At 74.2% G+C, this 21,386-nt stretch carries 19 protein-coding genes; 6 read left to right on the top strand and 13 right to left on the bottom strand.

The window, feature by feature from the left end:
- Positions 1-45: 45 nt before the first annotated feature.
- The 8 genes from ACIPUC_RS23985 to ACIPUC_RS23950 form a co-directional block, all read right to left on the bottom strand.
- Positions 46-993: an ornithine cyclodeaminase family protein gene (locus ACIPUC_RS23985; protein ID WP_446592019.1), complete on the bottom strand. Its 948-nt coding sequence runs from the start codon at positions 991-993 to the stop codon at positions 46-48.
- Positions 990-2,018 (bottom strand): proline racemase family protein, encoded by a 1,029-nt coding sequence (locus ACIPUC_RS23980; protein WP_446592017.1) that lies wholly within the window; start codon positions 2,016-2,018, stop codon positions 990-992. Before ACIPUC_RS23980 ends, ACIPUC_RS23985 begins: the two co-directional genes overlap by 4 nt.
- Positions 2,015-3,019 (bottom strand): proline racemase family protein, encoded by a 1,005-nt coding sequence (locus ACIPUC_RS23975; RefSeq protein ID WP_446592016.1) that lies wholly within the window; start codon positions 3,017-3,019, stop codon positions 2,015-2,017. Before ACIPUC_RS23975 ends, ACIPUC_RS23980 begins: the two co-directional genes overlap by 4 nt.
- Positions 3,020-3,036: 17 nt before the next feature.
- Positions 3,037-3,900 carry a dihydrodipicolinate synthase family protein gene (locus ACIPUC_RS23970; protein ID WP_446592270.1) on the bottom strand — a complete coding sequence of 288 codons (864 nt, stop codon included), beginning with the start codon at positions 3,898-3,900 and terminating at the stop codon, positions 3,037-3,039.
- Positions 3,901-4,086: 186 nt separating this feature from the next.
- Positions 4,087-5,562, bottom strand: a complete 1,476-nt coding sequence (locus tag ACIPUC_RS23965) for an FAD/NAD(P)-dependent oxidoreductase (protein ID WP_446592015.1) — start codon at positions 5,560-5,562, stop codon at positions 4,087-4,089.
- Positions 5,543-5,857 carry a (2Fe-2S)-binding protein gene (locus ACIPUC_RS23960; protein ID WP_446592013.1) on the bottom strand — a complete coding sequence of 105 codons (315 nt, stop codon included), beginning with the start codon at positions 5,855-5,857 and terminating at the stop codon, positions 5,543-5,545. Before ACIPUC_RS23960 ends, ACIPUC_RS23965 begins: the two co-directional genes overlap by 20 nt.
- Complete coding sequence (locus ACIPUC_RS23955) at positions 5,857-7,047, bottom strand: NAD(P)/FAD-dependent oxidoreductase (protein WP_446592012.1); 1,191 nt, start codon at positions 7,045-7,047, stop codon at positions 5,857-5,859. The genes ACIPUC_RS23960 and ACIPUC_RS23955 overlap by 1 nt, the downstream gene beginning before the upstream one ends.
- A gap of 81 nt (positions 7,048-7,128) precedes the next feature.
- Positions 7,129-9,510, bottom strand: coding sequence for a collagenase (locus ACIPUC_RS23950; RefSeq protein ID WP_446592011.1), 2,382 nt, complete (start codon positions 9,508-9,510; stop codon positions 7,129-7,131).
- Positions 9,511-9,682: 172 nt separating this feature from the next.
- On the opposite strand from ACIPUC_RS23950, the gene ACIPUC_RS23945 reads away from it, so the two are divergent.
- Complete coding sequence (locus tag ACIPUC_RS23945; RefSeq protein ID WP_446592010.1) at positions 9,683-11,053, top strand: aminopeptidase P family protein; 1,371 nt, start codon at positions 9,683-9,685, stop codon at positions 11,051-11,053.
- 78 nt (positions 11,054-11,131) lie between these two features.
- On the opposite strand, the gene ACIPUC_RS23940 is transcribed toward ACIPUC_RS23945, so the two are convergent.
- A complete protein-coding gene (locus ACIPUC_RS23940; RefSeq protein ID WP_446592009.1) occupies positions 11,132-12,040 on the bottom strand; it encodes a LysR family transcriptional regulator in 909 nt (302 codons plus the stop codon).
- Positions 12,041-12,158: 118 nt separating this feature from the next.
- Between ACIPUC_RS23940 and ACIPUC_RS23935 the strand changes: the two genes are divergently transcribed.
- The gene (locus ACIPUC_RS23935) at positions 12,159-12,887 is read left to right on the top strand and encodes an SDR family NAD(P)-dependent oxidoreductase (RefSeq protein ID WP_446592008.1); all 729 of its coding nucleotides are present in this window, start codon (positions 12,159-12,161) and stop codon (positions 12,885-12,887) included.
- Positions 12,888-12,924: 37 nt separating this feature from the next.
- Complete coding sequence (locus ACIPUC_RS23930; RefSeq protein WP_362739440.1) at positions 12,925-13,134, top strand: tautomerase family protein; 210 nt, start codon at positions 12,925-12,927, stop codon at positions 13,132-13,134.
- Positions 13,135-13,192: 58 nt separating this feature from the next.
- Here ACIPUC_RS23930 and ACIPUC_RS23925 read toward each other — a convergent pair whose 3' ends face one another.
- Positions 13,193-13,591: a RidA family protein gene (locus tag ACIPUC_RS23925; protein WP_446592006.1), complete on the bottom strand. Its 399-nt coding sequence runs from the start codon at positions 13,589-13,591 to the stop codon at positions 13,193-13,195.
- Positions 13,588-14,724 (bottom strand): acyl-CoA dehydrogenase family protein, encoded by a 1,137-nt coding sequence (locus ACIPUC_RS23920; RefSeq protein ID WP_446592005.1) that lies wholly within the window; start codon positions 14,722-14,724, stop codon positions 13,588-13,590. The genes ACIPUC_RS23925 and ACIPUC_RS23920 overlap by 4 nt, the downstream gene beginning before the upstream one ends.
- 145 nt (positions 14,725-14,869) lie before the next feature.
- On the opposite strand from ACIPUC_RS23920, the gene ACIPUC_RS23915 reads away from it, so the two are divergent.
- The 3 genes from ACIPUC_RS23915 to ACIPUC_RS23905 all read left to right on the top strand — a co-directional run bounded on the left by ACIPUC_RS23915 (position 14,870) and on the right by ACIPUC_RS23905 (position 18,229).
- On the top strand, positions 14,870-16,501 hold the full coding sequence (locus tag ACIPUC_RS23915) for an AMP-binding protein (RefSeq protein ID WP_446592004.1): 1,632 nt from the start codon (positions 14,870-14,872) through the stop codon (positions 16,499-16,501).
- Positions 16,502-16,505: 4 nt separating this feature from the next.
- Positions 16,506-17,318 (top strand): PaaX family transcriptional regulator, encoded by an 813-nt coding sequence (locus ACIPUC_RS23910; RefSeq protein WP_446592003.1) that lies wholly within the window; start codon positions 16,506-16,508, stop codon positions 17,316-17,318.
- Positions 17,319-17,389: 71 nt separating this feature from the next.
- Positions 17,390-18,229 carry a GNAT family N-acetyltransferase gene (locus ACIPUC_RS23905; RefSeq protein WP_446592002.1) on the top strand — a complete coding sequence of 280 codons (840 nt, stop codon included), beginning with the start codon at positions 17,390-17,392 and terminating at the stop codon, positions 18,227-18,229.
- Between the two features lie 9 nt (positions 18,230-18,238).
- Here the strand turns inward: ACIPUC_RS23905 and ACIPUC_RS23900 are convergent, their stop codons facing one another.
- Both ACIPUC_RS23900 and ACIPUC_RS23895 read right to left on the bottom strand, forming a co-directional pair.
- Entirely contained in the window at positions 18,239-20,488 is a 2,250-nt protein-coding gene (locus ACIPUC_RS23900; RefSeq protein ID WP_446592001.1) for a bifunctional salicylyl-CoA 5-hydroxylase/oxidoreductase, read from the bottom strand.
- A 4-nt stretch (positions 20,489-20,492) separates the two neighbouring features.
- Positions 20,493-21,335 (bottom strand): enoyl-CoA hydratase family protein, encoded by an 843-nt coding sequence (locus ACIPUC_RS23895; RefSeq protein WP_446591999.1) that lies wholly within the window; start codon positions 21,333-21,335, stop codon positions 20,493-20,495.
- Between the last annotated feature and the right edge of the window lie 51 nt (positions 21,336-21,386).

Here is a 21,386-nt window from a genome sequence, read left to right as displayed (position 1 = left end):
CCGCCGGGGGCACCCCGGCGATGGGCAGAGGAACAGCGTACAATGTCACGTTTCTCTGCTCGCCCCGGCGGCCCGGAACAACGCGACCGCCACGGCAAGATCCTCCCAGGCCATGCCCACACTCTTGAAGAGCTGTGGACAACTCGGCGGTCCGCCCACGGGCATCCGGCCCGTGACGAGGTCGCCGAGGGTGCCGGTGATGTGCCCGGGCCCGATCGCCCCCTCGGCCTCCGGCACGAGCAGGTCCCCCGCCTCGCGCAGGGCCGCCGCCCGCGACTCCACGTACACCGCCGCGCGTCGCACGAGGGCGGTGTCCGTCTCCCGCGCCGTCGGCTCGTGCGAACCGACGGCGACGACCGTGGCGCCCGGGCCGACGAGGCGCCCGTCGAAGAGCGGTTCCCGGGCCGTGGTGCAGCAGACGACCAGATCGGCTCCGGCCACGTCTCCGGGCGTGCCGGTACGGGCGGCCGGGCCCAGGGTGCGGGCGTACGCGGCGAGCTCCTCCGCACCCTCGGGCCGCCGGGCGACCACCACCACCTCGGCCAACTCCCTGGCCGCCAGGATCGCTTCCAGGTGCCCGTACGCCTGCGGCCCGGAACCGAAGAGCACCAGCCGCAGCGGCCGCCCGGCCGGCGCCAGGTGGCGCAGCGCGAGCGCGGAGACCGCCGGGGTGCGCAGGGCGGTCAGCGCCGCGCCGTCGAGCAGGGCGAGCGGGCGCAGGGTGGGCCCGTCCAGCAGCAGGTAGGACCCGGTGATCCGGGGCAGCCCGCGGGCCGGGTTCCCGGGCGCGACCCCGGCGATCTTCACCCCGGCGTACGTGCCGGACGCGGCGGGCATCAGCAGCAGTTCACCCCCGCCGGGTACGGGGAGGGCGGTGCGCTGCGGGCAGCCCTCGGGGTCGAGGCCGCCGAGCAGGGCCTGCGCCAGGGCGTCGGCGGCGTCGGCCGGGGTCAGGAGACCGGCCAGGCCGTCCGCACCCAGCTGCGGGATCACAGCAGGAATCCGGCGCCGAGCGGGTCGTACGGGTCCACCGTGAAGGCGTGTTCGCCGGTGCGGTAGGCGGTGCCGGTGACCTCGGTGACGCCACCGGGGAGGATCCGCCCGGTGAACACCGTGCCCGTGACCGACTCGTGCAGCAGGTCCTCGCCGGGGCCGAGCCGTCCGTCCTCCGCGAGCAGCGCGAGCCTCGCCGAGGTGCCGGAGCCGCAGGGCGAGCGGTCGATCTGCCCGTCGGCGAAGACGGTGACGTTGCGCTGGTGCGGCCCGAAGGGAGTGTCGGGCAGCTCCTCGTGGAGGATCACCCCGTAGACCCCGGACAGGAGCGGGCTGTCGGGGTGCCAGGTGGCGGGGTGCGCGGCCAGCGCGGCCCGGATCTCCTGCCCGGCCCGCACCAGGTCGGGCAGGGCGGCCCGGGTGACGTCCAGGCCGAGGTCCCGGGCGCGGACCGACGCGTAACAGGCCCCGGCGTGCGCGATGTCCGCCTCCGCCATGCCGAGGGTGGTCGCCACCGGCACCTTGCGGGCGCTCACCCGCGCCGCGACGTTGCGGAAGGTGACGCCGGTGGTGCGGCCGCCGTCCCGGTGCACGGTCGCGGCGACCCGCCCGGACGGTACGTCGATGCGCACCTGGGCGTCCCCGTCGTGGGGGGCGGCGACCCGGCCGGTGTCCACGGCCCACACGCCGAGGGCCATGGTGCCGTGGCCGCACGCGGTGGAGTAGCCGTCCTTGTGCCAGAACAGCACCCCGAAGTGGGCCCCGTCGTCGTCGGCCGGGACGACGAAGCCCCCGTACATCCCGGCGTGCCCGCGCGGCTCCTGCACGAGCATCCGCCGTACGTCGTCCAGCGCGCCCCGGCGCGGAGCGGTCCCGGAGCCTCCGGGGCCGATGGCGGTGGCGCAGCGCTCGGCGACGGTGTCCCCGGGGACGGCCGGGATCCCCGTCTCGACGCCGCTGACCCCGTCGACGATGCGGAAGGGCTCGCCGGCGGTGTGGTAGTCCGTGGTGCGGACGGTGATCACAGGAGGAAGCCTCCGGGGAAGGGGTCGGCCGGATCGAGGAAGTACTGGGCGGTGCCGGTGATCCACGCCCGGCCGGTGACGGTGGGGACCACGGCGGGGAGCCCGCCGACGGTGGTCTCGCCGATCAGCCGGCCGGTGAACTCGGTTCCGATGAAGGACTCGTTGACGAAGTCGGTGTCGAGGCCGAGCCGGCCGCGGGCGTGCAGCTGGGCCATGCGCGCGCTGGTGCCCGTACCGCAGGGCGAGCGGTCGAACCAGCCGGGGTGGATGGCCATCGCGTGCCGGGAGCGGCGGGCGTCGGAGCCGGGGGCGGCGAGGTAGACGTGCTTGACCCCGGCGATGGAGGGGTTCTCGGGGTGGACGGGACGGTCGTCGCTCCCGTTGATCGCGTCCATGACCGCGAGGCCCGCGGAGACCAGGTCGTCCTTGCGGTCGCGGTCGAAGGGCAGGCCGAGGGCGTCGAGTTCGACGAAGGCGTAGAAGTTGCCGCCGTAGGCGAGGTCGTAGGTGACCGTGCCGAAGCCGGGCACCTCGGCCTTGAGGTCGAGGCCGACGCAGAAGGACGGGACGTTGGTGAAGGTGACGGCGGTGGCCGCCCCGTCCTCGACGCGGACGTCGACGCCCACCAGGCCGGCCGGGGTGTCGAGCCGGACGGTGGTGACCGGCTCGACGACCGGCACCATGCCGGTCTCGACCAGGACGGTGGCGACCCCGATGGTGCCGTGCCCGCACATGGGCAGCAGCCCCGACACCTCGATGTAGAGCACGCCGAAGTCGGCGTCGGGCCGGGTGGGGGGCTGGAGGATGGCGCCGCTCATCGCGGCGTGCCCGCGCGGCTCGTACATGAGCAGGGTCCGCACGTGGTCCATGTGCTCGATGAAGTGGAGCCGCTTCTCCGCCATGGTGGCGCCGGGGATCACCCCGATGCCTCCGGTGATGACGCGGGTCGGCATGCCCTCGGTGTGCGAGTCCACCGCGTGGTAGACGTGGCGCGTACGCATGGGGTCCCCCCGTTCTGCTAGTTGAGGCCCTCGGCGAGGGCCTTTCCGGTGGCGGCGCGGACGGCGGCCTCGATCTCGCCGGCGAGCGGGAAGCGCGGCGGGCGGGTGGCACCGCCTGGGCGGCCTGCGAGGTCCATGGAGAGCTTGATGGCCTGCACGAATTCGGTCTTGGAGTCCCAGCGCAGCAGCGAGTGCAGGGACTTGTACAGCGGCAGGGCGGTGGCGAGGTCGCCGGCGACGGCGGCCCGGTAGAGGGTGGCGCAGGACTGCGGGAGGGCGTTGGGGTAGCCGGCGATCCAGCCGACCGCGCCGGCGAGGGCGAGTTCGAGGAGGACGTCGTCCGCGCCGATGAGCAGGTCCAGGCCGGGGGCGAGTTCGGCGATCTCGTAGGCGCGGCGCACGTCTCCGCTGAACTCCTTGACGGCGACGATGGATCCGTCGGCGTGCAGCCGGGCCAGCAGGGCGGGGACCAGGTCCACCTTCGTGTCGTACGGGTTGTTGTACGCGACGACGGGCAGCCCGGCGCGGGCGACCTCGGCGTAGTGGGCGCGTACGGTCTGCTCGTCGGCCCGGAAGGCGTTGGGGGGCAGCAGGAGCACGGAGCCGGCCCCGGCCTCGGCGGCCTGGTCGGCCCAGCGGCGGGCTTCGGCGCTGCCGTAGGCGGCGACGCCGGGCATGACGCGGGCGCCGTCGCCCGCGGCCTCGACGGCGGTACGGACGACGCGGGCCCGCTCCTCGTCGGTGAGGGTCTGGTACTCGCCGAGGGAGCCGTTGGGGACCACGCCGTCGCAGCCGTTGGCGATGAGCCAGGCCACGTGTTCGGCGTAGGCGTCGTAGTCGACGCTGAGGTCCTCTCGCAGCGGGAGCGCGGTGGCGACCATGATGCCGTGCCAGGGGCGGGTGCGGGTGTCCGTGCCGGTGGGCGTACCGGTGGGCGTGTCCGCGGTCGTGGCGGTCGTCGTGCGGGGCGCGGGGGTGGGCGCGTCGGTCATGAGGTGACTCCCTAGTGTGGTGTGTGACATTTTACTAGCGGGTGTGAGTCGGCCACAAGGGCCGGGACGGTCCGATCAGGGGGCGTCCGGGGGAAGTTCGGCGAGCCGGCGCAGCGGGACCGGGCAGGACAGCGGCCGCCGGTCGGGCGCCGGGTCCTCGCCGGCGAGGGCGGCCACGGCCGGGCCGCACATCCGGCCCTGGCACCAGCCCATGCCCGCGCGGGTGAGGAGTTTGACGGTACGGGCGTCCCGCGCGCCGAGTTCCCCGGCGGCCTCGCGGATCCGGCCGGCCGGCACCTCCTCGCAGCGGCACACGACGGCGTCGTCCCGGAGCCAGCCGGTCCAGCCGCTGCCCGGGCGGTGGGCGGCGGCCATCGCGTCGGCGAAGGCGCGGAGCCGGTCGCGGGCCCGGGTGAGCGCGGCGGGAACGGGGCGTCCGGCGATCGCGTGGGCCGCGATCTCCCCCTCGGCGAGGGCGAGTCCGGCGCCGCCGATGCCGCCCGTCTCCCCCGCCGACCAGACGCCGGGGACGGAGGTCCGCTGCTCGGCGTCCAGGTCCAGGGCGACCGTGCCGTCCGGGCTGCGGCGGGTGGCGCAGCCGAGGCCGGTGGCGAGCTCCAGCTGGGGGACGAGCCCGTGGCCCACGGCGAGGGCGTCGCACGGGATCCGGCGGGCCGTGCCGGGCAGCGGCCGCCAGTCTCGGTCGAGGCGGGCGAGGGTGACGGCCTCGACCCGGTCGGTGCCGTGGGCCTCGGTGACGGCGTGCCGGCTCAGGAGGCGGACGTGGTGCCGGGCCAGTGCGGCGCCGTAGGTCGCGGCTTCGGCGAGCTTGCCGGGGTTGCGCAGCAGGACCGGGATGCGGGTCGCATACGCGGTGTAGGCGGCGGCCTCGACGACCGCGGGGACGGTGGCTCCGGCGGCGGCGAGGGATCCGGCCACGGCGAGCAGCAGCGGGCCGCTGCCGGCGACCACCACGCGCTTGCCGGGCAGCACCAGCCCGGCCTTGAGCATGGCCTGGGCCCCGCCGGCGCCGATGACTCCGGGCAGGGTCCAGCCGGGGAAAGGGAGTTGGCGTTCGTAGGCGCCGGTGGCCAGGAGCACGGCGGCAGCGTGGACGGTGGCCGCCTGCTCTTCGGGGCCCGCCACGGCGTGCAGGGTCCACTCCGCGGCGGGTCCGGCGGCGGCCTGGCCGCGCGGGCCCGTGTCCGTGTCCGTGTCCGTGCGCCTGCCCGCGCCCGCGCCCGCGCCCGCGCCCGGGACCACCGTCCACACGTGGTGGGCCCTCAGGTACGTGATCCTGCCGGCCGATTCGTGGGCGCGCAGCGCGGCTTCGCGGGTGGCGAAGTCGGGCCAGGCGTGGTGGAGGGCCTCGGGGCGGGCGGCGCCGAGGGCGGGTGCGGGGTGTCGGTAGAACTGCCCGCCGGGGCGCTCCCCCGCGTCGAGGACGGTGACGCGCAGGCCCAGCTCGGCGGCGGTGACGGCGGCGGCCAGACCGGCGGGCCCGGCACCGACCACGGCGAGGTCGGCGGGCTCAGACGGCGAGGTCGGCATGGCCGGTTCCCTCCTGGGTGGTGACGGCGTCGCCCTCGTGGGCGGGGACCAGGCAGGCCCGCTGGTTCGGGCGGCCGTTGACGGTGACGAGGCAGTCGTAGCAGCTGCCGATCCCGCAGAAGGCGCCGCGCGGGGCGCCGCCGTCGCGGGTGGTGCGCCAGGCGAGGATCCCGGCGGACCACAGGACGGCGGCGATGGACTGGCCCGCCTCGGCGGGGAGTTCGCGGCCGTCGAAGCCGATGGTGTAGGTGGCCGCGGGGCTGCCGCCGACCAACGAGCGGGGGCTGCGTCTCATCAGGGGGTCCTCCTCGGGTTGGCGCGGGGGCCGGGGCCGTCCCCGGCGGCCGAGTCGCCGAAGCGGTCCGGGCGGAACGGGTGCAGGGGGACCGCTGGTTCGCTTCCCGTCAGGGCGGCGGCGATCAGGGCGCCGGTCGCCGGGGCCAGGCCGATGCCGGCGCCCTCGTGGCCGCAGGCGTGCAGGAGGCCCGGGCGGCGGGGGTCCGGGCCGATCGCCGGGAGGTGGTCCGGGAGGTAGGGGCGGAAGCCGTGGTAGGCGCGCAGGACCTTGACGTCGGCCAGGACGGGGAAGAGGGCTGCGGCTTGGGTGGCGAGGCGGCGCAGGGCCTCCGTGGACAGGGTGCGGTCGAAGCCGACGCGTTCGCGGGTGGCGCCGATCAGGACCGGGCCCGCCGGGGTGCCCTCGACCACGGCCGAGGACTGCAGGGCCGCGGAGCCGCTGGCCACGTCCGCGATGTAGTCGGCGGCGTAGACCTTGTGCCGGACCACCCTGGGCAGCGGCTCGGTCACCAGGACGAAGCCGCGGCGCGGCAGGACGGGCAGGCTCACGCCCGCCAGTTCCGCCACGGCGCCGGCCCAGGTGCCCGCCGCGTTCACCACGGCGGGGGCCAGGAGTTCGCGGCGTGCGGTGCGGACCCCGCGGATCGTCTCCCCGGAGCGCACGAAGCCCGTCACCTCCTCGCCGAGGTGGACCTCGGCGCCCGAGGCGGCGAGCAGCCGGGCCGCCGCCTGGGCGGGCTGGACCTGGGCGTCCTGCGGGTAGCGGAAGCCGCCCGCGAGGCCTTGTGCCAGATGGGGTTCCAGGCTGCGCAGGTCTTCGGGGCCCGCCTCGAGCGCCTCGACCCCGGCTTTGCGCTGGCCTTCGGCGAAGGTGCGCAGGGCCTCGAGCGAAGCCTGGTTCGGGGCGACGACGAGGCCGCCCTTGGCCTCGTACTCGATCTCCTTCGGGAGGACCGCCGCGAGTTCCTGCCAGAGCCCGGTGGACAGGAGGGCGAGGTCGAGTTCGGGGCCCGCCTCCTTGTCGGAGACGAGCAGGTTGCCCTCGCCGGCGCCGGTCGTGCCGCCCGCTACGGGGCCGCGGTCGACCACGGCCACGGAGAGTCCGGCGCGGGCCGCGTAGTAGGCGCAGGCCGCTCCGACGACGCCGGCGCCGATGATCACGGCGTCCAGGGAGTGTCTCTTGAGCACGACAGTAATATGTCACATTCTTCAGTGGCTGCCCAGACCGGCCCCGCCCCTCCTGTGGGACGGAACCGGTCCGGATACGGGTCAGCTGCGGAGCGGGCCCTCGCAGCTGTAACTCGAGGTTGCCGCCGCCTTGTTCGCCCAGATCTCCACCGGGCCGAAGGAGCAGTTCATGTCGGCCAGGTTGTTCGAGGCCGCGCCGGCGCGGTCGAGGATGAAGTAGTCGACCGTCTCGGACATGTCCTTGAAGTTCTGGTCGTCACTGCGCCAGTTCGACAGGTTCGCGGTGATGCGTCCGGTACAGGTGAAGCGGCGCTTGCCGGGGTCGCCGTTCTCCACGCAGTCCGGCGTGTTGTACGTGGCCGTGGCGAAGGAGGACTTCACCGAGGCCAGCGCCGCGTCGCGCAGCTGGTCGTTGGGGGTGAAGGTGGTGTTCGGCACGAAGAGCCGGTCCACCTTGGCGATCTGCGCGTCCAGGAAGCGGTCGTAGTCGCGCTGGAGGTAGGTGTCGGAGCTCAGGCGGTGGCGCCAGGCGTCGTAGGCCGTCACGTCGTCGGCCCGCAGGTGCGTGTACATCTCGCGCAGCAGGCTCGGCTTCTCCGTCCACAGGAACTCGAAGAAGGTGCCGGCGTAGCTGTAGAAGCGGAAGCCGTCGCCGTCGTAGGTGGCGTTCAGCAGCTGCTCGACCGACATGCGCGGGCCCCCGCCCGCGGTGTCGTTGATGATGCTCTTGACCAGGGACTTGCGGACGGCGATGCCGTTGTCTCGGGTCGCGCCGTCGAAGAACTCGGCCGTGCCCTCGTCCATGGCGGTCGTACGGTCGCCCTCGTACCAGGGGCCTTCGCCGAAGAAGCCGGGGACGGCGAAGCGGCCGTTGAGGTAGTGGGTGTACTCGTGGCGGAAGAGCTCCTCGAGGGTGAGGGAGGAGTCCTGCGGGACGCGGCGCTGGTAGGTGTAGAAGGTGGCGCCGTTCTCGATGTAGATGCCGCCGTTGTTGGTGTCGTAGCCCGTCAGGATCGGGTGGTAGTTCTCGTAGTCGGCGCGGGAGGCGTACAGCACGATGTTCAGCGTGGTGTTGGGGTCGCCGGCCAGCGGCTGGTCGGTGCCGATGACGCGGTGGAACTGCGTCTTGACCTGCTTGCTCGCGTAGTAGAGCTGGTCGACGGTGGCCCGGTCGAGGCCGGTGCGGACCTTGATGGCGCCGTTGTCGTAGACGAAGGTGTTCGGGAAGATCTGCTTCTCGATGTCCTCCTTGCACACCCCGTACTGCTTGCACGCCTCGTAGACGTTGAGCCAGGAGACGACCTTGGCCCAGGGCTCGGTGCCGAGCGCGGCCTTCACCGGCTCGAGCATGGCGCCGAGGTCGGCGACGACCTGGTCCCGCAGGCCCTGGACCTGGCCGAACCGGCCGTATTCGCTGAGGGCGTCGCGCGCCACCCAGGCGTTCCCCGTGCCCTTGAGGTGGGTGTAGTTCGCGAAGGCCTTGAAGGTGGCGCGGTAGGAGGCGTCGGCGGCCACGGCGGCATGGAAGGCCGTGTCCTGGTTGCCCGGATAGACGCCCAGGTAGTTGACGGAGAGGGCGGCGAGGGCGGCGCCCGCCCAGCCGGCGTCGAGGTGGGTGGCCGGGTGGGCCGGGTCCATGGTGGCCAGGACCTTCTTGATGAGGCCGAGCTGGTGCTGGCGCAGGCCGGGTGCGCTGGCCGCGTAGAGGGCCTCCCGCAGGGTGCGGGCGTTGGACGCGGTCACGTCGAAGGTGCGGGCGGCGTTGCCGAAGTCGGCGACGGCCTGGCGCATGGCGTTCACGGTCGGCGCGTCGGTGACGTCGATCTCGGAGCGCGAGTAGTCGTGGTAGGCGACCGCGTGCAGGTAGGTGAACATCTCCTCCAGGTGGGAGGAGTTACGGCCGTCGTGGGCGGCGGCCAGGCTGGATATCCGGCGCGAGACGGCCTGGACGTGCGCGTCCGACATCACCGGGGCGAGGCGTGCGTCCCAGGTCCAGATGAGGCCGCGCAGGCAGCCGTCGGCGGTGACCGCCTGGTCGGCGAGGAAGTCGGCGAACTGCTCCGGGGTGAGGCTCTTGATCCCGTCGAGGGTGCAGGGGACGCCCGCCGCGACACTGCGGGCGAGGGGGGCCGCCTGGGCGGCCGCCTTGCGGCTCTTCTCGGTGCGCTCGGCGGGCGCGGCGGCGGCCGTGGCCGCACCGGGAACCTGTCCGGTGATGGCCTGCCCGCCGGGGGCCGGGGCCGGGGCGGGGGCCGCCTCGGACGCGTTGGCGAGGTGGTCGACCTCGTCGAACGGGTTCGGCGCGGGCGCCGGGTCGGCCTGGGCGCCGCCGAAGGTCGCCGCGGCCCCGGCCCCGGTCGCAGCCTCGGCGGCCTGCGTGGTGGCCTGCCCGGCGGAGGCGAGGAGGGTCACCGCTACGGCGGAGGCAAGGAGGGACGAGCGCACAGCTCTGTGCTTGAACACCGAGAACTCCTGTGGGAGAGGTGAAGTGGGGGGTGGTGCGGTGAACGGCCCTGCGTCACACGGCGTTTGACGGGGATTAACGTGCCGCGGTGTGAGCTGTAACATAGTAATGTGAAATTGCACTGACAAGACCTGTGCGCCCATCAGTTCGCGCCTTCTTGAGGGAGACCCCGTGACCGACACTCCGTCCCGCCTCCACACGGGCAGCCACGACCTGCCGGTATCCCCGGAGTTGTCCCGTTTCATGGCGGGCCGTTGGGCCGCGTCCCCGCTGCCCGGCTCCGACCGCGTCCCCGGTCACGCCGTCACCCCGGCCCGCCGGGCGCGGCTCTCGGCCCGCTTCCCGGGCGAACGGCTGATCATCCCGGCGGGCGGGCTGAAGGTCCGCTCCAACGACTGCGACTACCGCTTCCGCCCGCACAGCGCGTACGCCTGGCTGACCGGCCTGACGGGCGAGGACCAGGCGGGCCACGTCCTGGTCATGGAACCCTCGGGCCCGCACGCGCACGAGGCGGTGCTGTACCTGCGGCCGCGCTCGCCGCGCGGTGACGGCAGCGAGGAGTTCTTCCGCGACCGCCGGTACGGGGAGTTCTGGGTGGGCCGCCGCCCGGACCTGGCGGAGGCGGAGCGCCTCACCGGCATCCGCTGCGCGCACCTGGACCAGCTGGGCTCCCCGGCCGGCCGCGACGCGTCCACCGACGCCGAACTGGCCGCGGCGCTCTCGGAGTTGCGTCTGGTGAAGGACGCGTGGGAGGTCGAGCAGCTCCAGCTGGCGGTCGACCACACGGCGGCGGGCTTCGAAGACGTCGTACGGGCACTGCCGCGCGCCCTGGCGCACCCGCGCGGGGAGCGGTGGATCGAGGGGGTCTTCGACCTGCGCGCCCGGGCCGAGGGCAACGGCACGGGGTACGAGACGATCGCCGCGGCGGGCGCGCACGCGTGCACCCTGCACTGGATCCGCAACGACGGCCGGCTGAACGGGGACGAACTGCTGCTCCTGGACGCGGGCGTGGAGACGGACACCCTGTACACGGCGGACATCACCCGCACCCTCCCCCTGTCGGGCCGTTTCACCTCCGTCCAGCGGCAGGTGTACGAACTGGTCCTGGCGGCCCAGGAGGCGGGCATCGCCGCGCTGCGCCCCGGGGCGAGCTTCGGGGACTTCCACCGGGCCGGGATGCGGGTGATCGCGGAGGGTCTGGCGGAGTGGGGCGTCCTGAAGGACGCGCAGGGCGACCTGCACCGGCGGTACACGCTGTGCAGCAGTGGGCACATGCTGGGCCTGGACGTCCACGACTGCGCGAAGGCGCGCGCGGAGACCTACCTGGCAGGGGTCCTGGAGGAGGGCCAGGTCCTGACGGTGGAACCGGGCCTGTACCTCCAGCCGGACGACGAGACCCTCCCGCCGGAACTGCGCGGCATCGGGGTGCGCGTCGAGGACGACCTGGTCATCACGGCGGACGGCGCCCGCCTGATGTCGGGCGCCCTGCCGCGCACGGTGGCGGGGATCGAGGAGTGGATGGGCCGCCTGCTGGAGGGCTGAGCCGGAGTTGACCGCCTAGGCCGTCTCTTCCGGATCTTGCCTGATCCACGCCGCCCGGCAAGATCCGAAAGAGACGACCTAGCTGCTGATCGGGGCGGTGAGGAGGGTGGTGAGTTCCTCGACGAAGGCCTCGAGGTGGGGCGGGCGCGGGCCGGTCCGGGTGGCGCAGAACCAGGTGCGGGTCAGCGGCTCCTCGCCGATGCGGACCAGCGCGAGGCCGTGCGAGGAGACGTACGGGGCGGCCACCCAGTTGGGGAGCACGGTCACGCCCTGGCCGCCCGCCACCATCTCGATCACCAGGTCGGTCACCACCGGCATGGTGGTGATCCGGCCCGGCCGGGCCCCGGCCGGGATCGGCAGGGGCATCGACGGGATGCGGTTCTGGTCGTAGCCGTCGTAGAGGACCAGGTCGGCGCCGTCGAAATCACGCGCGGTCAGGTGCCCGAGGGAGGCCCACGGGTGTGCGGCGGGCACCACGGCCATCATCTCGTCGTCGAACAGCTTGGTCAGGGACACCCGGTCCATCTGCAGGTCCGGCTTGGTGACCAGCGCGACGTCGACCAGGTCGGCGAGCAGCGCCGGGATCGGGGCGTCGTCGGCGACGGCCTCGATGCGCACGTCGATGTCCGGCTCCCGCGCGCGGAAGGCGCGCAGCACGGGCGGCAGCCACGGGAAGGTGGTGCTGCACTGCGCGGTGAAGCGGACCCGCCGGCCGCGCCCGTCGCGGATCTCCCGCAGGTCTCGGGAGGCCGACTCCAGTTCGCCGAGGATCTGGCGGGCGGCGACCAGCAGCCGGCGGCCCGCCGCGTTGGGCACCAGGCGGCGGCCCTTGCGGTCGAAGAGCTGCATGCCGAGGCGGGCCTCCAGCCGGGTGAGCCGCTGGCTGAGGGCCGGCTGGCTGACGTACAGCCGCTCGGCGGCGGCCGTCAGGGAGCCTGCCTCGGCGGTGGCGTCGAGGAGCTCCAGGTCACGCAGATCCACATCCATAACCTGGGATTATCACACGCTCCAATCTACGTCGTGGTGTTATGGGTTGAGGGTTCATAGGTTCTGAGGTGTCAGCCGGACGGACCAGTCCGGCGATCCGCCCCGAAAGGCACCCGCCATGACCACTGCTCTCATCACCGGATCCTCCAGCGGCATCGGCCTGGACATCGCCCGGGCCTTCCTGGCGACCGGCGCGAACGTCGTCCTGAACGGCCGCGACGCCGACCGCCTCGCCAAGGCCGCCGCCGGCCTCGGCCATCCGGAGCGCACCGCGTGGGTCGCGGGCAGCATCGCCGAGCGGGAGACCGGCGAGGCCCTCGTGCGTACGGCGCTGGAGCGCTTCGGCCGCCTCGACGTCCTGGTCAACAACGCCGGCACCTTCGCCTCCAAGCCCTTCACCGAGGTCACCGAGGCCGAACTCGACGGCTTCCTGACGGGCAACCTCAAGGGCACGTACCTCACCACCCAGGCCGTGGTGCGGGCGCTGCGCGCGCAGGGCGAGGGCGGCAGCATCGTCAACATCGGCACCGTCCTGGTGGACCACGGGCTGGCCGGCTTCCCGGCCAGCGCGCCGGTGGTCAGCAAGGCCGGTGTGCACGGGCTGACCACGAGCCTGGCCGCCGAGCTGGCGGCCGACGGCATCCGCGTCAACCTCGTCTCGCCCGGCATCATCCGCACCCCCCTGCACGAGGGCGCCGACGTGGACGCCTTCGGCGGGCTCGCCCTCCTCAACCGGGTCGGGGAGGCCTCCGAGATCGCCGAGGCGGTGCTGTACCTCGCGGGCGCCGGCTTCGTGACGGGCCACGCCCTGCGCGTGGACGGCGGCCACGTCACCGGCCGCTCCTGACCGCTCCCCACCCCCCTCCCCCGGAAGGACTTCCGCCATGCCGTACGTCAACGTCAAGATCACCCGTGAGGGCGCCACCGCCGCCCAGAAGGCCGAGATCATCGCCGGTGTCACCGACCTGCTGGTCAAGGTCCTCGACAAGGACCCGGCGACCACCTTCGTCCTCATCGACGAGGTCGCCCTCGAGGACTGGGGCGTGGGCGGCGTCCCCACGGACGAGTACCGCCGCCGCCAAGCCCGCGGCTAGCCGACGGGGCCGCCGCCGCGCGGAGGCGGTCCCCTCCCGGCGCGGCGGGGCTTCGCGGCTACGGGAGGACGGCCACGCCGTCGAGTTCGATCAGCGCCTGGTCGTCCCAGAGGCGGGTCACGCCGATGACGGCCATCGCCGGGTAGTCGCGGCCGGCCAACCGCCGCCAGATCCGGCCGAGTTCCCCGGCGCAGCCCCGGTACGCCGCCACGTCCACCGCGTAGACGGTGACGCGGGCCAGGTGGGCCGGGGCTCCGCCGGACTCCGCGAGTGCCGTCAGCAAGTTGGCCAGGGCCCGCTCGAACTGCTCCGGCAGCGTCTCCCCCACCACCTTCCCCGACCCGTCCAGCGCCGTCTGGCCGGCCAGGAACACCAGCCGGGAACCGGTCGCCGCCACCGCGTGGGAGAAGCCGGTCGGCGGCGACAGCTCCGCCGGGTTGATCCGCTCGAGGCTCATCGCGCACCCACCCCCCGGTACAGCTCCTTCGCGATGATCGTGCGCTGCACCTCGCTGGCCCCCTCGTAGATCCTGGGCGCCCGCACCTCCCGGTAGAGGTGCTCCAGCAGGTGCCCCCGCCGCAGGGCGACCGCGCCGTGCAGCTGGACCGCGTGGTCCACCACGTACTGGGCGGTCTCCGTGGCCAGGAGTTTCGCCATGGCCGCGCGGCGCGGAACGTCCGCCGACCCTCCGTCATAGGCACCGGCCGCCGCATACACCAGCAGCCGCGCGGCCTCCGTACGGGTGGCCATCTCGGCCACCCGGTGCGCCACCGCCTGGAGGTCGCTCAGCCGTCCCCCGAACGCGGCCCGGTCCGCCGTGTGCGCGAGCGTCGCGTCGAGCGCCGCCCGGGCCATGCCCACCGCGAACGCCCCGACGCTCGGCCGGAACAGGTTCAGCGTGTCCATCGCCACCCGGAAGCCCTGCCCGGGCTCACCGAGCAGGTCCTCGCGGCCGACCGGGACACCGTCGAAGGCCAGCGAGCCGATGGGGTGCGGGGACAGCATGTCGAGCGGTTCGCCGGTGAGCCCGGGGCGGTCCGCGGGGACCAGGAAGGCCGACACCCCCTTGGCCCCCGGCCCTTCCCCCGTCCGGGCGAACACCGTGTAGAAGTCCGCCTCCGGGGCGTTGGAGATCCAGCACTTCTCGCCGCTGAGCCGCCAGCCCCCGCCGGAGGCGGCGGAATCGGGGGCCGCGGCCAGCGCCAGCGCCGCCGCGTCCGAGCCCGCTCCCGGCTCGCTCAGCGCGAAGGCCGCCACCGCCCGCCCGGCACGCACCTGCGGCAGCCAGCGCTCGCGCTGCACCGCGCTGCCCGCCCGCAGCACCGGGTACGCCCCCAGCCCCTGGAGGGCGAGCGCCGTCTCGGCCTCCGTGCAGCCGTAGGCGAGCGACTCCCGAAGCAGGCACAGTTCCAGCGCCCCCGAGGCGAACACCCGCTCCAGCAGGCCCAGCTCCCCCAGCGCCGCGAGCAGCGGCCGGTTGACCCGGCCCGGCTCCCCCTTCTCGGCGAGCGGCCTCAGCCGTTCGGCCGCCAGTGCGCGCAACTGCCCGCACCACTCCTCCTGGTCCGCCCCGAGCGCGAATCCGTTCATCGGAACATCCCCGCTTCTATCGCGTCCTGTTGACTGCCGTCACCATCACGATACGCTGCGACGGGGGTACCTCCCAGCGGTGGCTGGGGAAGCCCGCACGGCCGGCTCCACCCGCCCGGGACCGTCTCAAGGGGGCGAACCCGCCTTGGATCTCAAGCCTTCCGCTCACGCCGACACCTTTGCGCGCGACCACCTGCCACCACCGGACACCTGGCCGGAACTCCTCTTCGAACTGCCCGAACTGGCCTACCCGGACCGCCTGAACTGCGCGGCCGAGCTGCTCGACGCCACCATCGCCCGGTTCGGGGAGCAGGGCGGCGACCGGCCGGCCTTCCGCAGCGCCGCGGGCGAGGTGTGGACGTACGGCGGACTGCGCGAGCGCGTGGACCGCATCGCCCACGTGCTCACGGTCGACCTCGGCGTCGTCCCCGGCAACCGGGTGCTCCTGCGCGGACCGACCGGCCCCTGGCTCGCCGCCTGCTGGCTCGCGGTGGTCAAGGCGGGCGCGGTGGCGGTCACCGTACTGCCGCAGCAGCGCGCCCAGGAGCTCGCCACGGTCTGCGCGATGGCCCGGGTGCGGCACGCCCTGTGCCACGTGGGCGTACTGGACGACCTGGCCAAGGCCGAGGTGCCGGGGCTGCGGATCACCGCGTACGGGGGCGAGGCACCGGACGATCTGCTGCGCCTGGCCGAAGGGCACGACGGCCGGCCGTTCCCCGCCGTCGCGACCTCCGCCGACGACGTCGCCCTGATCGCCTTCACCTCCGGAACCACCGGACGGCCCAAGGGGTGCATGCATTTCCACCGCGACGTGCTCTCCGTCGCCGACACCTTCTCCCGCGGCGTGCTGCGCCCCCGCCCGGACGACGTCTTCGCGGGCAGCCCGCCGCTCGGGTTCACGTTCGGCCTCGGCGGGCTGGTGGTCTTCCCGCTGCGGGCCGGGGCGTCCGCGCTGCTGCTCGAGGAGGCGGGCCCGCGCCACCTGCTGCCCGCGCTCGCCGAGCACCGGGTGACGGTGCTGTTCACGGCGCCCACCGCGTACCGGACGATGCTGGACGCGCTGGGCCCGTACGACGTGGGCGCGTACGACCTCTCCGCGCTGCGCCGCTGCGTCTCGGCCGGGGAGAACCTGCCCGCCGCGACCTGGCGGGCCTGGTACGAGCGCACCGGCCTGCGGATCATCAACGGCATCGGGGCCACGGAGCTGCTGCACATCTTCATCTCCGCCGCCGACGAGGACATCCGGCCGGGTACCACCGGCCGGGTGGTGCCCGGCTGGCAGGCCCGGGTGGTGGACCGCTCCGGCCGCCCGGTCGCCGACAACGAGCCGGGCCTGCTGGCCGTGCGCGGCCCGGTCGGCTGCCGCTACCTGGCCGATCCGCGGCAGGGGGAGTACGTACGGGACGGCTGGAACCTGACCGGTGACACCTACGTACGCGATCCGGAGGGCTACTTCCGCTACGTCGCCCGCGCCGACGACATGATCATCTCTGCCGGGTACAACATCGCGGGCCCCGAGGTGGAGGAGGCCCTGCTGCGCCACCCGGACGTGGTGGAGGCCGCGGTGGTGGGCCGCCCGGACGAGCGACGCGGGCAGGTCGTCGTGGCGTACACCGTCACGCGTGAGGGCGCGGTGCTCACGGAGGAGGACCTGCGCGCCTTCATGCGGACCGAACTGGCCCCCCACAAGTGCCCGCGCTCCTTCGTCTTCCTGCCCGCTCTCCCCCGGACCGCCACGGGCAAGCTGCAACGGTTCAGGCTGAGGGATCTAGAGTGAAGCCGTGGTCGAGCAGCACACTCCGCGATCTCTGATCGTCACGTTCTACGGAGCCTACGGGCGGGCCTTCGAGGGCCCGGTCCCGGTGTCCGCGCTGATCCGCCTGCTGGGCGCGGCCGGCATGGACGCCCCGTCGGTCCGCTCGTCGGTGTCCCGGCTGAAGCGGCGCGGCTTCCTGCTGCCCGCGCGCGCGGCGGACGGTTCGGCGGCGTACGAGCTCTCCGCGGAGGCGCGGCAGCTGCTGGACGACGGCGACCGCCGGATCTACGGGAGCCCCGCCGCCGGGGCAGGGGCGGCGGAGGACTGGCTGGTGGCCGTGTTCTCCGTCCCGGAGCAGGAGCGGCACAAGCGGCACCTGCTGCGCTCCCGGCTGTCCCGGCTCGGCTTCGGGTCGGTGGCGCCGGGCGTGTGGATCGCCCCGGCCCGGCTGTACGGGGAGACGGGGCACACGCTGGAGCGGCTGCACCTGACCCCGTACGTGGAACTCTTCCGCGGCGCGCACCTCGGCTTCGCCCCGACCGCCGAGGCCGTGGCCCGCTGGTGGGACCTGACGGCCCTGGCCAAGCAGCACGAGGAGTTCCTCGACCTGCACGAACCCGCCCTGCGCGCCCTGCGGTCGGGCCCCGAGCCGACGCCGGAGGAGGCCTACCGCGGCTACCTCCTCGCCCTGGACAGCTGGCGCCGCCTGCCGTACGCCGACCCGGGCCTGCCGCCCGAACTGCTCCCGGCGGACTGGCCGGGCGACCGCGCGGCGGCCGTGTTCGCCGAGCTCCACGCCCGGCTGCGGGACGCGGGCGCCCGGTTCGCGCAGCCGTGACCGGCCGCGCCTCGCCGTAGCCCGCGGGAAATGCGGGTGCGCGGGGGTCCGGCGCCGCGCCAGGATGTGCCATGACCTGGACCTTCACCTCAGACCTTGCCGCCTATCTGGCCGCGGCGGGCCCGGCCGTGGCCGCGCAGCCCGTGTCCAACACCCTCCTGCTGACCGTGGCCGACGCGCTGGAACGGCGCGGATCCCATGCCTACGGCCCGGCAGACCCCTTCTTCGGCTGGTGGACCGAACCCGACGGCACGGTCGCCGCCGGCCTGCTGTGCACCCCGCCCTACCCCCTCCAGCTCGGTGCGCTGCCCGCGGAGGCGGTCGGGGCGCTGGCGGACGCGCTCTCCGCCGAGCCGCTGCTCGCCGGGCTCCACGGCTTCAACGCCCGCCGCCCCGACGCGGAGGTACTGGCGCGGGCCTGGGGCCGGCCCACCCGCGTGGCCGAGGAGACCCGGCTCTACCGGCTGGGCGGGCTCGTCGCGCCGGATCCCGCTCCGGCCGGGCGGGCCCGGCGCGCCACCGGTGCGGAACTTCCGCTGCTGCGGGAGTGGATCACGGCCTTCGACGAGGAGTTGGGGCTGCCGGGTCCCGCGTCCGAGGCCGCGCTGCGTGACCGGATCTCCTACGGCGGCTTCCTGCTCTGGGAGCACGCCGGGGTCCCCGTCTCGCTGGCGTCCTTCTCCCGCCCGATCGGTTCGGCCGCCCGCGTCGGCCCGGTCTACACCCCGCCCGAGCTCCGCGGCCGCGGCTACGCCGCCGGGGTCACGCACGCGGCGAGCGAAGCGGCGTACGCGGCGGGCGCCTCGGAGGTCCTGCTCTTCACGGACCTGGCCAACCCGACGAGCAACGGCATCTACCTGCGCCTGGGCTACACCCCCGTCGAGGACCGCGCCGAGTTCGTCCCGGCATAGCGGGGGGCTTCAGCCGCGGCCCGTCGGGGGCTTGCGGCTGCCCGCCCGGTAGGGCAGCGGCCAGGGCGCGGCCGGGCCTTCGTAGGACTGGTCGGCGGCCGCGTGCAGGGTCCAGTGGGGGTCGTAGAGGTGGGGCCGGCCGACGGCGCACAGGTCCGCGCGCCCGGCCAGGAGCAGGGAGTTCACGTCGTCCCAGGAGGAGATGGCGCCCACGGCGATGACGGGGACGCCCAGCGCGTTGCGGATCCGGTCGGCGTACGGGGTCTGGTACGAGCGCCCGTACTCGGGGGCCTCGTCCGCGACGACCTGGCCGGTCGAGACGTCGATGGCGTCCGCGCCGCGGGCGGCGAAGGCGGCCGCGATCTCCACGGCCTCCTCGGGGGAGGTGCCGCCCGGCGCCCAGTCGGTGGCCGAGAGGCGGACCGTCATCGGCCGGTCCTCGGGCCATACGGCGCGGACCGCGTCGAAGACCTCCAGCGGGAAGCGCAGCCGGTTCTCCAGGCTGCCGCCGTAGGCGTCCGTGCGGTGGTTGGTCAGCGGTGAGAGGAACCCGGAGAGCAGGTAGCCGTGGGCGCAGTGCAGTTCGAGCAGGTCGAAACCGCTGTCGGCGGCGCGGACCGCGGCGGCCGCGAACTCCGAGCGGACGGCTGCCATGTCCGCGTGCGTCAGGGCGCGGGGGACCGCGGAGACGCCCGGCCGGTAGGGCAGTTCGGAGGCGGCCACGAGCGGCCAGTTGCCTTCCGGGAGGGGGTCGTCCATCCCCTCCCACATCAGGCGGGTGGAGCCCTTGCGGCCCGAGTGCCCCAGCTGGACGCCGAGCGCGGTGCCGGGCGCCGAGGTGTGGACGAAGTCGGTGATCCGCTGCCAGGCGGCGGCCTGTTCCCGGGTGTAGAGGCCGGTGCAGCCGGGGGTGATCCGGCCCTCGGCGCTGACGCACACCATCTCCGTCATGACCAGGGCGGCCCCGCCGAGGGCCCGCGCGCCGAGGTGCACCAGGTGGAAGTCGCCGGGTACGCCGTCCCGGGCCGCGTACATGTCCATGGGCGAGACGACGACCCGGTTGCGCAAGGTCAGCCCGCGCAGGGTGAAGGGGGTGAACATCGGCGGGGTCCGCTCGTCGGGGCAGCCGAAGTCCCGTTCCACGGACCGTGTGAACCGTTCGTCGCGCAGGCGCAGGTTGTCGTGGGTGACCCGGCGGCTGCGCGTGAGCAGGTTGAAGGCGAACTGCCGGGCGGGCTGGCCGGTGTAGCCGGCGATCTCCTCGAACCAGCGCATGCTGGCCGCCGCGGCCCGCTGGGTGCTGGCGACCGCCGGCCGCCGCGCCGCCTCGTACGCCGCGAGCGCGGCCGGTACGTCCGGTTCGGCGCGGACCGCCTCGGCGAGGGCGAGGGCGTCCTCGACGGCCAGTTTGGTGCCGGAGCCGATGGAGAAGTGCGCGGTGTGGGCGGCGTCGCCGAGCAGGACCACGTTTCCGTGCGACCAGCGCTCGTTGACGACGGTACGGAACTGGGTCCAGGCGGAGCGGTTGCCGTGCAGCGGGCGCCCGCGCAGGGCCTCGCTGAAGATCTTGGCGCAGCGGGCCGCCGACTCGTCCTCGTCGCACAGGTCGAAGCCGGCCGCCCGCCAGACCTCTTCGCGCATCTCGACGATGACGGTGGAGGCGTCCGCCGCGAACGGATAGGCGTGGAGCTGCATCACGCCGTGCTCGGTCTCCGCGATCTCGAAGCGGAAGGCGTCGAAGGCGAAGTCGGCGGCGAGCCAGACGTAGCGGCAGCGCCCGCCGGTCACGGTCGGCGCGAAGCGGCCGGCTCCGGCCTGCCGGGTCGCGCTGTGCACCCCGTCCGCCGCGACCACCAGGTCGTGCGAGCCGGCCAGGGCGAAGGCGTCGGGGGCCTCGGCGCGGAAGCGGAGCCGGACGCCCAGCCCGGCGCAGCGCTCGTGCAGGATCTCCAGCAGCCTGCGCCGCCCGAGGGCCGCGAAACCGTGGCCGCCGGAGGCCAGCAGCCGTCCGCGGTGCACGATGTCCACGTCGTCCCAGCGCACGAACTCCGCGCTCAGGGCCGCGTACACCATGGAATCGGCCTGCTCGATCCCGCCGAGGGTCTCGTCGGAGAGGACCACGCCGAAGCCGAACGTGTCGTCCGGCGCGTTGCGTTCCCAGACCTCGACGCGGTGGCCCTGGCGGGCCAGCAGCGCGGCGGCGTACAGCCCGCCCGGTCCGCCGCCGACGACGGCGACCCGCATGGCGTCCGCGGACATGCGGCTACCTGCCCTTCCACTGCGCCTTGGAGAAGCGCGGCGGCCGCTTCTCCGTGAAGGCCGCGTGGAACTCCGCGTAGTCGTGCCCGGTCATCAGCAGGGCCTGGGTGCTGGCGTCCAGTTCCACGGACGCGGCCAGGGGCATGTCGAGCTCGGCGGTGAGCAGGGCCTTGGTCTGCGCGTAGGCGAGGGCGGGTCCGGCGGCGAGGTGCGCGGCGAGTTCGGCGGCCCGTACGTGGGCCTTGCCCTCCTCGGTGAGCTCGCTGAGCAGGCCGATGCGTTCGGCCTCGGGGGCCCGTACGGGCTCTCCGAGCATCAGCAGCCGGGTGGCGTGGCCGAGGCCCACGACGCGGGGCAGCAGGTAGGCGGCGCCCATGTCCCCGCCGGAGAGTCCGACGCGGGTGAAGAGGAACGCGAAGCGGGCGGTGGGGTCGGCGATGCGGAAGTCGGCGGCGAGCGCCAGGACGGCTCCGGCTCCGGCGGCCACCCCGTGCACGGCGGCGATCACCGGGAAGGGGCATTCGCGGATCGCGCGGACGACCTGGCCGGTCATCCGGTTGAAGTCGAGGAGCTGGGCGGTGTCCATGGCGAGGGTGGCGCCGATGATCTCGTCCACGTCGCCGCCGGAGCAGAAGCCGCGTCCCTCGCCGCCGAGCACGAGGGCGCGTACGGACCGCTCACGGGACAGTTCGGCCAGCAGGTCGCGAAGGTCGGCGTAGGCGCCGAAGGTCAGCGCGTTCAGTTTCTCCGGGCGGTCGAGGGTGACGGTGGCCACGCCGTCCTGCCGGGTCACCCGCAGGTGGCGCCACCGTTCGGTCGCTTCTGTGGAACCGGTGAAGGGGCTCACACGATCGACGGTATCACCGGATCGTGACTGCCGTCACAGAAACGCGACATA

It is taken from the genome of Streptomyces sp. LARHCF249, from assembly GCF_052871255.1.
Note: the sequence above shows the minus strand (reverse complement) of the source record. Positions and strands in the feature narration are given on the sequence as shown.

Coding starts and splice junctions, on each gene's coding strand:
- ACIPUC_RS23940 (WP_446592009.1), bottom strand. CDS start 12,040: ATGGATGTGGATCTGCGTGACCTGGAGCTCCTCGACGCCACCGCCGAG.
- ACIPUC_RS23970 (WP_446592270.1), bottom strand. CDS start 3,900: ATGGTCGCCACCGCGCTCCCGCTGCGAGAGGACCTCAGCGTCGACTAC.
- ACIPUC_RS23920 (WP_446592005.1), bottom strand. CDS start 14,724: ATGAACGGATTCGCGCTCGGGGCGGACCAGGAGGAGTGGTGCGGGCAG.
- ACIPUC_RS23930 (WP_362739440.1), top strand. CDS start 12,925: ATGCCGTACGTCAACGTCAAGATCACCCGTGAGGGCGCCACCGCCGCC.
- ACIPUC_RS23975 (WP_446592016.1), bottom strand. CDS start 3,019: ATGCGTACGCGCCACGTCTACCACGCGGTGGACTCGCACACCGAGGGC.
- ACIPUC_RS23900 (WP_446592001.1), bottom strand. CDS start 20,488: ATGTCCGCGGACGCCATGCGGGTCGCCGTCGTCGGCGGCGGACCGGGC.
- ACIPUC_RS23905 (WP_446592002.1), top strand. CDS start 17,390: ATGACCTGGACCTTCACCTCAGACCTTGCCGCCTATCTGGCCGCGGCG.
- ACIPUC_RS23965 (WP_446592015.1), bottom strand. CDS start 5,562: ATGCCGACCTCGCCGTCTGAGCCCGCCGACCTCGCCGTGGTCGGTGCC.
- ACIPUC_RS23935 (WP_446592008.1), top strand. CDS start 12,159: ATGACCACTGCTCTCATCACCGGATCCTCCAGCGGCATCGGCCTGGAC.
- ACIPUC_RS23925 (WP_446592006.1), bottom strand. CDS start 13,591: ATGAGCCTCGAGCGGATCAACCCGGCGGAGCTGTCGCCGCCGACCGGC.
- ACIPUC_RS23960 (WP_446592013.1), bottom strand. CDS start 5,857: ATGAGACGCAGCCCCCGCTCGTTGGTCGGCGGCAGCCCCGCGGCCACC.